Genomic DNA, 12,726 nt, shown 5'->3' with positions numbered 1-12,726 from the left:
GGCCCGGCAGCATCCGGCATTCAACCAGTCCCGGACAAAATAAATCGGCGTGATTTATTCCTGATAATCAATAATGCACGCCTTATTTCCATTCAATGCACCAGAATAATCAAGCGCCGGCATCGCGCCAATTCGGTGTATTCCCGCTGTGCTATTTTTCGCGGGCGTTATCGGCATGATTTGCGGAAGCCAGGCTGGCCAGCAGCCCGAGCAGCCGTGCCGCCGTTGGCGCCACGATCGCTGCCAGCGCCGCGGCCGTGGCTGCATCGCCATCGCGGGCGGCATGCTCGAGCCGCTGCGCCGTCAGCCGCAGCGCATGGCAGCCGATGTAGTGGGCAGAGGCCTTGAGCCGGTGCGCGACGCCCCGTAATGTTTCCAGGTCGGGCCCGGCCCGGCGCAGTTGCGCCAGGTCATCGCGGGTCGAGCTCACCAGCGCATCCAGCAGTTCCCTGGCGAATGCCGGATTGCCGAAGGTCTGCGCGGCAATGGCCCCGGCGATGCCGGCGGCCTCGCGCGCGGACAGCGCCACGTAGTGCTGGCCGGCCAGCATGGCGAGCAACGTCGCTTCGGTGACCGGCGTAGGCAGAGTGGCCACGCCGGCGTCTGCGCCAGCCGCCGGCACCGCGCCCGGCGGCAACACCATGGCGCAGACCGCGCCGCGGGCGCGCCATGCCTGCAGCGGGGATGGCACGCCGGCAGCGGCACTCGCCATCACCAGGTCGACATCGGCGGCCATATCCGCCACCGGCGCGCTTACGCCGATCTGCACCACGAAGCCGAGGTCCCGCAGGATGCGCGCGGCATCCGCCAACCAGCCCGGGTCGCCGGCGGGTGCCAGCAACAGGGCCCGGGGGCGGGACTGCGCTTCGGCGGCGTGCACGCTATCCCACCGCAATATGGTGGCGCCGCGCAAAATCGATGACATCGACAATCGATTTTGCGCCCAGCTTTTCCATCACCCGGGTCTTGTGCGTGCTCACGGTCTTGTTGGAAATAAACAGTACCTGCCCGATTTCCTTGTTCGACATGCCCCGCGCCAGCATCTGCATGACCACCAGTTCCTTGTCCGACAGCGAGGCCAGGCGCTCGGCTTCGTCAGCCAGCCCGGATTTGCCGTGGTCGATCTCCGGCATCACCGTATAGCCCGCCAGCACCGACTCCGTGCACCGCACGATTTCGGCGAGTTCCTGCGTCTTGCTGACAAAGCCGTGGGCGCCGGCATGGCGCGCGCGGGGTGCGAAGACGTTCTGGTCCTGGCCCGAGATGACCAGGATGCGCACCGTGGGATGGCTGGCCTTGAGACGCGGAATCACGTCCAGCCCGTTGATCTTGGGAATATCCAGATCCAGGATGACCACGTCGGGCAGGTATTGCCGCACGATCTCGATGGCCGCCTGGCCATTGTCCGCCTCGAGCACGTGGGTGACGCCCAGCACCTGGGAAAAGTGCGTCTTGAGTACGGCGCGCACGGGCGGGTGGTCATCGACGATCAGGATTGTGGTCAAGCTGTACTCCGTTGCAAACATCGCGTTTTCCGCGCGAGCGGGCACATCATTGTGCTAAGCCTTTACGCCTTACGAAACCAGAAATTTCCGAGGCACGGGTGGTTTCTTCCGAAAGGGCGCGCTTGCCATAGCGGCGGCGCCGTTCATGTGATGCACCGCAAACGTGCTGGCATTGCAGTGCCGCCGTCATGCTCCCCATCGCGCCGCAAGCGGGCCCAGATTGTGTTCTATATGTGGCGTGACCGACGGCAAAGTGCCCGCGATTTCGAAATTTCCGTATCAATTTCAGATTCGTCCTAATGAGTTGGCGGGCCCGCGCCCCTAGAGTGAAAACACTTCACCGACCTCGCCAACCCGCTTGCCGTTCCGTCCGCTCTCTTCTGTTTCGCCGCCCGTCACCACGCGCCCGCTTCGTGCCGCTGTCGATGCCACCCAACCCGCCCGGGCCCCGGCACGGACCCGGAGCGCGCGTGCGCGGCGGCTCGCGTGCGCCATGGCCCTGGCCATCGTCCTGTCGCAGGGCGCGGTGACCCCAGCGCTGGCGGCAACCGTGGCGGCGTCGGCCCAGGTGCCAGCGCCGGATTCGCATGCGCAATTGCTGGGCTGGTCCACCGGGGTGCTGTGCGTCCTCACGCCATGCCTGCTGGCGTGGATCATCGCGCTGTACCGCGAGGTGCGCCGGCGCCGGGCCGCGGAAACCGCCCTGAAGGACCACGTCGCGATCCAGACCGCGCTGCTCGATGGCATTCCCCAGCCGGTCTATCTGCGCGATGCCCGGCTGCGGCTCGTCGCCTGCAACCGCAGCTATGAGGAACTGCTGGGCGCCACGCGCGGCACCCTGCTGGGGCAGCCGCTGGACGCCCTGCAGGCGTCACACCCCCTTGCCCTCGACATCGCGGAACTGGCGCACGACTACCGCCAGGTCATCGACAACGGCGCGCCGCTGCGCGCGGACCGATGCCTGCGCCTGGGCGACCGCACCCTGCATGTGCTGAACTGGCTGACCCCGCTGCGCGGCGCCGACGGCACCGTCAAGGGCCTGGCCGGCGGCTGCGTCGACCTGACCGAGCGCCACCAGATGCTGGCCGAGCTGGCCCAGGCCAAGACCGAGGCCGAAGCCGCCAACCGCGCCAAGTCCGCTTTCCTGGCGTCGGTCAGCCACGAGATCCGCACGCCGATGAATGCCATCACCGGCATGCTCGAGCTGACGCTGGCCCAAAGCCATCTGCCGCACGAGCAGCGGCTGCAGCTGGTCACCGCGCACAAGTCGGCACTGGGGCTGCTGGCGTTGATCGATGACATCCTCGACCTGTCCAAGCTGGAGGCGGGCAAGTTCAGCATCCATCCGGCGCCCGCGTCGCTGTCAGCGCTGGTCGACGATACCCTGCTGATCTTCGGGCCCGTGGCCGCGCAAAAAGGCCTGCCCCTGACCAGCGGCGTCAGCGCCGCTCTGGCGCCGCTGCATCAGGTCGACGCGCTGCGCTTGCGGCAGATCCTGGCCAACCTGGTGTCCAATGCGGTGCGCTTTACCGACCGCGGCACGGTCCACGTCCGCCTGGATGCGCAGGCGCCCTGCGACGGCGTCCAGCACGTCGTGCTGACCGTTTCCGACACCGGCGTCGGCATTCCCCTCGAGGCCCAGGCCCGGCTGTTCCAGCCGTTCGAGCAGGCGCACGGCTGCGCGCGCACCCATGCCTGCGGCACCGGGCTGGGGCTGGCGATCTGCCGGCGCCTGGCCACGGCCATGGGCGGCCGCATCACGCTGACCAGCCAGCCGGGCCGGGGCACACGCATGGCGGTGTCGCTGCCGCTGGCCATCGCCAGCGCGCCGCAGCCGGCCGAAGCGGCCGAGCCGGCGCCGCCGTTGCCCATGGCCGGTTGCCCGCGACGCAACGCCGGCATCCTGGTGATCGACGATCACGCCCCCAACCGCCTGCTGCTGCAACGCCAGCTGGAACACCTGGGCCACCGCGTCAGCACGGCGCACGATGGCCGCGAAGCCCTGGCCGCGCTGGATCGCGGCAGCTTCGATGTAATCGTGTGCGACTGCGCCATGCCGGTGATGGACGGCCTGGCCTTCACGCGCGCGGTGCGAGCCCGCGACGACGCCCACCGCTGCATCCCCATCGTAGGCTGCACCGCCAGTGCCATGGCGGGCGACCACGCCGCGGCCCTGGCCGCGGGCATGAACGCCGTGGTGGTCAAGCCGGTGGGCCTGCAGGCGCTCGATGCCGCCGTGGCGCAGGCCTGTGGCGGCCGGCCGCCGCCGTCCAGGGCGCCGCAGCCGGAACCCGCCGGCCCCGCCCATGGGCAAGACCCGGCGCCGCCCGGCGGCACGGTGACCGGCGGCAACTCCCGCTGCGAAGCCGCCCCGGGCGCGCGGGCATCGTGGTGCGCGGTCTGCCGCGCGATGAACGTGCAGTGCGACCGCATTGATCTGCCCGAGGACTGACCGGCCCGCTTCAGGGCTCCATCGGCACCGCGCTGGTGCACTTGATCTCGTCCAGGCACACGCTCGACTTCACGCCGCTGACGCCGGGAATACGCATCAGGGTATCCAGCAGGAAATCGGACAAAGACTTCAGGTCGCGCGCGACCACCTTCAGCACGTAGTCGATATCGCCGGTCACCGAGAAGCACTCCTGGATCTGCGCCAGTTCCGCCACCAGGCGCTTGAAGTTGGAAAGGTCGCGGATATGTCCGCGCTCCATCGTCACGTGGATAAAGGCCACCACGCCGAAGCCCAGCGCCGCGGCATCCAGCCGCGCCTCGTAGCGCTTGACCAGCCCGGCTTCTTCCAGCCGGCGGTGGCGCCGCAAGGTCTGCGCCGGCGACAGCGCGATGGCCTCGGCCAGTTCCAGGTTGGATGCCCGCCCGTTCTCCTGCAGCACCCCGAGCAAGCGGCGATCGGTGCGGTCCAGCTCGATTGATTGCACTTCGGTTTCCTCATTTCAGGTATTCAGGAAATCAAATTTCATAATCTAGGGTTTCCCTGCCTGTTTTACGAAATCCAATTTTGCCGCCCCGAATATACACTGCATCCCAAGCAAGCGCACCGCAAACCCATGCCATCACGGGTCTGGTGCCGAGCCGGCTGGCCCCGGCGCGACTGCGCAAGCAAGTGCTGAAGCCACAATATTATTTCCCGCCCCTACGTTCTTACCGAGAAAGCCATGGCCGACCTGTTTGACAATCCGATGCAGCTGATGGGCTTCGAATTCGTGGAATTCGCCTCGCCCACCCCCAACCTGCTTGAGCCGCTGTTCGAGCAGATGGGCTTCACGCTGGTGGCAAAGCACCGCTCCAAGGACGTGGTGCTGTACCGCCAGGGCGAAGTGAACTTCATCGTCAACCGCGAGCCGCACAGCCACGCCGCCTACTTTGCCGCCGAGCACGGCCCGAGCGCCTGCGGCATGGCTTTTCGCGTGAAGGATTCGCACAAGGCCTACGCCCGCGCTCTGGAACTGGGCGCGCAGCCGGTGGAAATCCCGACCGGTCCGATGGAGCTGCGCCTGCCGGCGATCAAGGGCATCGGCGGCGCGCCGCTGTACCTGATCGACCGCTTCGAGGAAGGCAAGTCGATCTATGACATCGACTTCGAGTTCATCGAGGGCGTCGACCGCCACCCGATCGGCCACGGCCTCAAGCTGATCGACCACCTGACCCACAACGTCTACCGTGGCCGCATGGCTTATTGGGCCAATTTCTACGAAAAGCTGTTCAACTTCCGCGAAATCCGCTACTTCGACATCCAGGGCGAGTACACCGGCCTGGCCTCCAAGGCCATGACCGCGCCGGATGGTAAGATCCGCATTCCGCTGAACGAGGAATCGTCCAAGGGCGCCGGCCAGATCGAAGAGTTCCTGATGGCCTTCAACGGCGAGGGCATCCAGCACATCGCCTTCCTGACCGACAACCTGATCGAGGTCATCGACCGCCTGCAGCTGGCCGGCGTGCCGCTGATGACCGCGCCGAACGACTACTACTATGAGGCGCTCGACACCCGCCTGCCCGGCCACGGCCAGCCGGTCGAGCAACTGAAGTCGCGCGGCATCCTGCTGGACGGCACCACCGAAGGCGGCAAGCCCCGTCTGCTGCTGCAGATCTTCTCCAAGACTGCGCTCGGCCCGGTGTTCTTCGAGTTCATCCAGCGCCAGGGCGACGAAGGCTTCGGCGAAGGCAACTTCAAGGCACTGTTCGAGTCGCTGGAACGCGACCAGATCGAACGCGGCACGCTCAAGGTCGAGGCCTGACCGGCATCGGCCTGCCCTGACCGGCCGCCTTCGTCGGCGCGCCGGTCCGGCAACGCGCACGCCCCGCGCGGCAGACACCCTGCCGCGCGCGCGGCGACGACCCCCAGGCCCAAGCGTCCGACTCCGACAAAAGCCAGAGACGCGGGCCCGCATTCCATGAGAATGGGTAGAGGAAACACTGCATGCATTCCAGCAACAACGACGGCTCGCTCAAGCGCGGGCTGAAGAACCGGCACATCCAGCTGATCGCGCTGGGCGGCGCCATCGGCACCGGACTTTTCCTGGGCATCGCCCAGACCATCAAGATGGCGGGGCCCTCGGTCCTGCTGGGCTATGCCATCGCCGGCATCGTGGCCTTCTTCATCATGCGCCAGCTCGGCGAGATGGTGGTGGACGAGCCCGTCGCCGGCTCGTTCAGCTACTTTGCCGACAAGTACTGCGGCCACTTCGCCGGCTTCCTGTCGGGCTGGAACTACTGGGTGCTGTACATCCTGGTGAGCATGGCGGAACTCTCCGCCGTCGGCATCTACGTGCAGTACTGGTGGCCGGAGATTCCCACCTGGGTCTCGGCGCTGGCGTTCTTCGTCATCATCAACGCGATCAACCTGGCGAGCGTGAAGTCCTTCGGCGAGATGGAATTCTGGTTCTCGATCATCAAGGTCGCGGCGATCATCGGCATGATCGGCTTCGGCGGCTACCTGCTGCTGTCCGGCAACGCCGGCCCGCAGGCCAGCGTGGCCAACCTGTGGCAGCACGGCGGCTTCTTCCCCAACGGCATGGGCGGCCTGGTGATGGCCATGGCGGTGATCATGTTCTCGTTCGGCGGCCTGGAGCTGGTGGGTATCACCGCGGCCGAGGCGGACTCGCCCGAGAAAACCATTCCCAAGGCCACCAACCAGGTGATCTACCGCATCCTGATCTTCTACGTGGGCGCGCTGGCAGTGCTGCTGTCGCTGTACCCGTGGGAGAACGTGGTCACCGGCGGCAGCCCGTTCGTGCTGATCTTCCATGCGCTGAACAGCAACTGGGTGGCCAACGTGCTGAACGTGGTGGTGCTGACCGCGGCGCTGTCGGTCTACAACAGCGGCGTGTACTGCAACAGCCGCATGCTGTATGGCCTGGCCAAACAGGGCAACGCGCCCAAGGCGCTGCTCAAGGTCAACCAGCGCGGCATCCCGCTGACAGCACTGGCGTTTTCGGCGGTGGCGACCGCGGCCTGCGTGGTGATCAACTACTTCATGCCGGGCAAGGCATTCGAGATGCTGATGGGGCTGGTGGTGTCGGCGCTGATCATCAACTGGGCCATGATCAGCCTGATCCATCTGAAGTTCCGCGCCGACAAGCGCAAGGCCGGCCAGGCCACGGCGTTCCAGAGCTGGGGCTATCCGCTGACCAACTACCTGTGCCTGGTGTTCCTGGCCGGCATCCTGGTGGTGATGTACCTGACCGAAGGCCTGCGCCTCTCGGTGTACCTGATCCCGGTGTGGCTGGTGGTGCTCGGCGTAAGCTACCTGGTGCGCCAGAAGAAGGCCGGCGCCGCGCTGCAAGCCGGCGTGGCCGCGCAGCAGCTGCGCTGAGCCGCCAGGCGGCGCCCGCAGGCGGCGGGCGCCGCCGGTTAAAATCCCGGGCTGCGCGGCGTCTTGCGCCGCGGCAGCCGCCCCCGACCCAACTCCATCGCATCCCATGTTCGCACACATCGAGGCCTTTCCCGGCGATCCGATCCTCTCGCTCAACGAGGACTTCCAGCGCGACCCGCGCACCGACAAGGTCAACCTGAGCATCGGCATCTACTTTGACGACGACGGCCGCCTGCCGGTGATGCAGGCCGTGGCACAGGCCGAGGCCGCGCTGCTGGCCGACATGGGTCCGCGCCCCTACCTGCCGATGTCGGGCCTGGCGGCCTACCGCAACGCCGTGCAGGCACTGGTGTTCGGCGAGGACTCGCCGGCGCGCGCCGCCGGCCGCATCGCCACGCTGCAGACGCTGGGCGGATCGGGCGCGCTGCGCGTGGGCGCCGATTTCCTCAAGCGCTACTACCCGCAGGCGCAGGTGTGGATCAGCGACCCTAGCTGGGAAAACCACCGCGTGGTGTTCGAGCGCGCCGGCTTCACCGTCAATACCTACCCGTACTATGACGACGCCACCGGCGGCCTGAAGTTCGACGCCATGATCGACGCGCTGCGCGCGATCCCGGCCGGCAGCATCGTGCTGCTGCATGCCTGCTGCCACAACCCGACCGGCGTGGACCTGAACCAGGACCAGTGGCGCCAGCTGATCGCGCTGCTCAAGGCCAATCAGTTGCTGCCGTTCGTCGACATGGCCTACCAGGGCTTCGGCGCCGGCCTGGAAGACGACGCCTTCGCCATCCGCGAACTGGTGGCGCAGGACGTGCCCTGCCTGGTGGCCAACTCGTTCTCGAAGAACTTCTCGCTGTACGGCGAGCGCTGCGGCGGCCTGAGCGTGTTCTGCAACACCGCGGCCGAGGCATCGAACGTGCTGGGCCAGCTGACCGGCGCGGTGCGCGCCAACTACAGCAACCCGCCCACGCACGGCGCGCGCGTGGTGGCCAAGGTGCTGACCACGCCCGAACTGCGCCAGCTGTGGGAACAGGAACTGGCCGAGATGTGCGGCCGCATCGCGCGCATGCGCGAGGCCATCCACCACCACCTGCGCGACCATGTCAGCGGCGAGGCGCTGTCGCGCTACCTGACCCAGCGCGGCATGTTCACCTACACCGGCCTTACCGCCGACCAGGCCGAAAGGCTGCGCGAGCAGCATGGCGTGTACCTGCTGCGCTCGGGCCGCATGTGCGTGGCCGGCCTGAACGAGCGCAATGTCGGCATCGTGGCCAAGGCCATCGGCAGCGTGCTGAAGGGCTGAACCCGGCCTGCATAGCCTCATGGCGGCGCCTCCGGGCGCCGTTTTTTGTTTGCGGCGCCAGGTTTCGCTGCCACGTACCGCCGCACGTATCGCGGTACGTATTTTCCAGCGTAATTTCTACACGCACCGCGTGGCGTTTTTGACGCTTGCCGCACCGCGTTGCCGTACCGCCCGCGGCGCCATGGCCGGGGCGCTGCCCGGCACTGAACTTGCAGCCTTCCGGTATTCCCGGCGCCCTCTGACGGCCTGCCGGGACGCAGACAGAAGGCTCGCCCATGTCCGAAGACAATGTTCCGGCCCATTGCAATGCCACTGCCCCGCCAGGCGCGGCCACCCGCGCGGTCACGCTCCATGTCAACGGCAAGCCCTGCACGCTGCAACTGGAGCCGCGCTGCACGCTGCTCGACGCGCTGCGTGAAATCCTCCAGCTGACCGGCGCCAAGAAGGGCTGCGACCGCGGCCAGTGCGGCGCGTGCACGGTGCTGGTCGACGGCCGCCGCATCAACGCCTGCCTGACGCTCGCGGTGATGCAGGAAGGCCGCCACATCACCACCATCGAAGGCCTGGCCAACGGCGACACCCTCCATCCGATGCAGCAGGCCTTCGTCACCCACGACGCGCTGCAGTGCGGCTTCTGCACCCCCGGCCAGATCTGCTCGGCGGTGGGCATGCTGGCCGAGGCTCAGGCCGGCCATGCCAGCGCGGTGCAGCCGCTGAGCCCGCCGCCGTTGCCGCTCGGCGACGATGAGATCCGCGAGCGCATGAGCGGCAACCTGTGCCGCTGCGGCGCCTACCCCAATATCGTTGCCGCGGTCCGCGCAGCCTGCGGCACGGGCGGCGGCAGCTAAGGCCGACCATGAATCCTTTCGCTTATGAACGGCCGGGTTCGGTCGACGAGGCCATGCGCCTGGGGAGCCAGCCGGGCGCGCGCTATGTGGCGGGCGGCACCAACCTGCTGGACCTGGTCAAGGCCGGCGTGGAAGCGCCGCGGCTGCTGGTCGACGTCAGCCGGCTGCCACTGGACCAGATAACGGCGCTGCCCGAAGGCGGCCTGCGCCTGGGCGCGATGGCCAGCAACACCGATGCGGCCAACCATGCGCTGGTGCGCGAACGCTATCCGCTGCTGGCGCAGGCGCTGCTGTCGGGCGCCTCCGGGCAGCTGCGCAATATGGCCACGGTGGGCGGCAACCTGCTGCAGCGCACTCGTTGCCATTACTTCTATGACCTGGGCTTCCCGGCCTGCAACAAGCGCAAGCCCGGCTCGGGCTGCGGCGCCCGCGACGGCATCAACCGCATCCACGCCATCCTGGGCGCCAGCGAACATTGCATTGCCGTGCATCCGTCCGACATGTGCGTGGCGCTGGCCGCGCTCGAGGCCGTGATCGTGGTGCGGGCCACCACCGGCGAGCGCCGCATCCCGATCGGCGACTTCCACCGCCTGCCCGGCGACACCCCGCAATGCGACACCATGCTGGCGCCCGGCGAGCTGATCGTCGCCATCGACCTGCCGCCCTCGCCCTACGCCGCCCACGCGCACTACCTGAAGGTGCGCGACCGCTCCAGCTTTGCCTTCGCCCTGGTTTCGGTCGCCGCGGCGCTCGAACTCGACGGCAAGCTCGTGCGCAGCGCCCGGCTCGCGCTGGGCGGCGTGGCGCACAAGCCCTGGCGCGTGCCCGCGGCGGAACGCGCCCTGGCCGGCCGGCCGCTGAGCGCGCACAGCGCGGCCGACGCGGCGCGGCTGCTGCTAGACGGCGCGCACCCGTATGCGCATAACGCGTTCAAGATCGGCCTGGCGCAGCGCGCCGTCGCCCTGGCGCTGAAGGTTGCCAGCGGCCCGCCAGGAGCTTCGGCATGAGCGTGACCGGCACCCCGCTCGATCGCGTCGACGGCATCCCGAAGGTCACCGGCCGCGCCCGCTACAGCGCCGACCAGACCTTGCCGGGGCTGGTCCACGCGGTGATGGTGACCAGCGCCATTGCCCGCGGCGAGATCGTCGCCATCGACACCGCCGCGTGCGAACGCATGCCGGGCGTGCGGCTGGTGCTGACGCCGTTCAACGCCCCGCACCTGCCCAGGGGCGGCAAGGCGGCCGCCGACATCCCCACCGCCGGCCACGTGATGAGCCTGCTGCAGGACACCGCGGTCCACTACAACAACCAGCCCATCGCCGTAGTGGTGGCTGATACGCTCGAACAGGCCCGCGACGCCGCGCGCTGCCTGCCGGTGCAATACCGGCAGGCCGATGCCGTGCTCGACTTCGCGCAGGCGCGCACGCGGGCCCGCAAGCCCGACGAGGACGAATCCGCCGACAGCCGCCGCGGCGATCCCGACGCGGGCCTGCGCGGCGCCGCTGCCGTGATCGACGCGGTCTATACCACGCCGATGGAAACCCACAACCCGATGGAGCCGCATGCCACCCTTGCCGCGTGGGACGGCGACCAGCTGACCCTGTACGACGCGACGCAATACGTCACCGGCGTGCGCAAGGCGGTCGCGGCCGCGTTCGGCATCGCCGCCGACAAGGTGCGCGTGATCTGCCCCTATGTGGGCGGTGGCTTTGGCTGCAAGGGCTCGGTGTGGTCGCACGTGGTGCTGGCCGCGATGGCGGCGCGGCAGGTCAGCCGGCCGGTCAGGCTGGTGTTGGAACGGACCCAGATGTTCGGCCCGGTGGGCGGGCGGCCCCTTACCGAGCAGCATGTGGTCGCCGCCGCGGCGGCCGACGGCGGGCTGCACGCGCTCCGCCATGACGTGACCACATGCACTTCCACGATCGAGGAATGGCTGGAATCCGCCGCGCTGATCACGCGCCGGCTCTATGCCTGCCCCAACGTGCAGACCAGCCACCGGCTGGTCGAGCTGGATATCGGCACGCCCACCTTCATGCGCGCGCCCGGCGAAGTCCCCGGCAGCTTTGCGCTGGAATGCGCGCTGGACGAACTGGCGGAACGGCTGGGCATCGATCCGGTCGCATTGCGCCTGCGCAACCACGCCGACACCGATCCGGAAAAGCAGCTGCCGTTCTCGAGCAAGTCGCTGCGCGAATGCTATCGCGACGCCGCCGAGTGCTTTGGCTGGGCACGCCGCGACCCCACCCCACGCTCGATGCATGCCGACGGCAAGCTGGTGGGCCTGGGCATGGCGACCGCCACCTATCCGACCTACCGCTCCCCGGCCAGCGCGATGGTGCGCCTGCTGGCGGACGGCACGGCGCTGGTGCGCTCAGGCTCGCAGGACCTTGGCACCGGCACGTATACCGTCATGACGCAGGTCGCCGCCGATGCGCTGGGCCTGCCGCCGGGGCGCGTGCGCTTTGAACTCGGCGACACGGCCTTCCCCGAGGCGCCGGTGTCGGGCGGCTCGCAGTCGGTGGCCAGCGTCGCACCCGCCGTGCAGCAGGCGGCCGAAGCGGCACGGCAGCGCCTGATCCGCCAGGCCGTGGCCGATACGGCTTCGCCGCTGGCTGGCGCGCCGGTGGAGGACGTCGAGATCGTCGATGGCTGGCTGCAACGCCGCTCGGATCCGGCGCAGCGCGAACCCGTCTCCGCGCCGATCCGGCGCGCCGGGGGCCGTGCGATCGAAGCCCGCGCCAGCACCCGGCCCGGCAAGGAGCGCCAGGCGTATTCCATGCACGCCTTCGGCGCGGTCTTTGCCGAAGTCCGCGTCGACCCGGAACTGGGCGAGATCCGCGTCCACCGCGTCGTTGCCCGCTACGGCGCCGGCCGGCTGCTCAACCGCAAGACCGCGCACAGCCAGCTGATGGGCGGCATTGTCTGGGGCATCGGCATGGCGCTGCACGAGAAGACCGAACTGGACCTGGCCACCGGGCGCGTTGCCAATGCCAACCTGGCCGAATACCACATCCCGGTCAATGCCGACGTCGGCACCATCGAGGTCTCGGTGGTGGACGAGGACGATCCGCATATCAATGCGCTGGGCACCAAGGGCATCGGCGAGATCGGCATCGTGGGCGTGGCCGCGGCCATTGCCAATGCCGTGTACCACGCCACCGGCCGGCGCGTGCGCGACTTGCCGATCACCCTGGACAAGCTGCTGGACTGAACGCCGCCCCGGCACCAGGCGGGCCCCAC

General features: G+C 68.3%; 10 protein-coding genes. 7 read left to right on the top strand and 3 right to left on the bottom strand.

The annotated features are described in order from the left end of the window. Window positions 1-151: 151 nt before the first annotated feature. Both FHX60_RS07585 and FHX60_RS07580 read right to left on the bottom strand, forming a co-directional pair. On the bottom strand, window positions 152-880 hold the full coding sequence (locus tag FHX60_RS07585; protein WP_311728128.1) for an Hpt domain-containing protein: 729 nt from the start codon (window positions 878-880) through the stop codon (window positions 152-154). A gap of 1 nt (window position 881) precedes the next feature. Then, entirely contained in the window at window positions 882-1,505 is a 624-nt protein-coding gene (locus FHX60_RS07580) for a response regulator transcription factor (protein ID WP_092312752.1), read from the bottom strand. A gap of 493 nt (window positions 1,506-1,998) precedes the next feature. Between FHX60_RS07580 and FHX60_RS07575 the strand changes: the two genes are divergently transcribed. Further along, window positions 1,999-3,957, top strand: a complete 1,959-nt coding sequence (locus FHX60_RS07575) for a PAS domain-containing hybrid sensor histidine kinase/response regulator (protein ID WP_183282964.1) — start codon at window positions 1,999-2,001, stop codon at window positions 3,955-3,957. A 10-nt stretch (window positions 3,958-3,967) separates the two neighbouring features. On the opposite strand, the gene FHX60_RS07570 is transcribed toward FHX60_RS07575, so the two are convergent. Then, on the bottom strand, window positions 3,968-4,441 hold the full coding sequence (locus tag FHX60_RS07570) for an Lrp/AsnC family transcriptional regulator (protein ID WP_025581629.1): 474 nt from the start codon (window positions 4,439-4,441) through the stop codon (window positions 3,968-3,970). A 237-nt stretch (window positions 4,442-4,678) separates the two neighbouring features. Here FHX60_RS07570 and hppD point away from each other — a divergent pair, with 237 nt between their 5' ends. The 6 genes from hppD (at window position 4,679) to FHX60_RS07540 (ending at window position 12,697) form a co-directional block, all read left to right on the top strand. After that, on the top strand, window positions 4,679-5,758 hold the full coding sequence (gene hppD, locus FHX60_RS07565) for a 4-hydroxyphenylpyruvate dioxygenase (protein WP_183282963.1): 1,080 nt from the start codon (window positions 4,679-4,681) through the stop codon (window positions 5,756-5,758). Window positions 5,759-5,940: 182 nt separating this feature from the next. Next, the gene (locus FHX60_RS07560; protein ID WP_092312764.1) at window positions 5,941-7,335 is read left to right on the top strand and encodes an amino acid permease; all 1,395 of its coding nucleotides are present in this window, start codon (window positions 5,941-5,943) and stop codon (window positions 7,333-7,335) included. A gap of 106 nt (window positions 7,336-7,441) precedes the next feature. Further along, on the top strand, window positions 7,442-8,638 hold the full coding sequence (locus FHX60_RS07555) for an amino acid aminotransferase (RefSeq protein WP_112775132.1): 1,197 nt from the start codon (window positions 7,442-7,444) through the stop codon (window positions 8,636-8,638). Window positions 8,639-8,913: 275 nt separating this feature from the next. Next, complete coding sequence (locus FHX60_RS07550) at window positions 8,914-9,486, top strand: 2Fe-2S iron-sulfur cluster-binding protein (RefSeq protein WP_112775131.1); 573 nt, start codon at window positions 8,914-8,916, stop codon at window positions 9,484-9,486. 8 nt (window positions 9,487-9,494) lie between these two features. Continuing rightward, on the top strand, window positions 9,495-10,493 hold the full coding sequence (locus FHX60_RS07545; RefSeq protein WP_112775130.1) for an FAD binding domain-containing protein: 999 nt from the start codon (window positions 9,495-9,497) through the stop codon (window positions 10,491-10,493). Beyond that, a complete protein-coding gene (locus FHX60_RS07540) occupies window positions 10,490-12,697 on the top strand; it encodes a xanthine dehydrogenase family protein molybdopterin-binding subunit (protein WP_183282962.1) in 2,208 nt (735 codons plus the stop codon). Before FHX60_RS07545 ends, FHX60_RS07540 begins: the two co-directional genes overlap by 4 nt. Window positions 12,698-12,726 lie beyond the last annotated feature (29 nt).

This window comes from Cupriavidus alkaliphilus (assembly GCF_014191175.1).
Classification (GTDB): domain Bacteria; phylum Pseudomonadota; class Gammaproteobacteria; order Burkholderiales; family Burkholderiaceae; genus Cupriavidus; species Cupriavidus alkaliphilus.
Note: the sequence above shows the minus strand (reverse complement) of the source record. Positions and strands in the feature narration are given on the sequence as shown.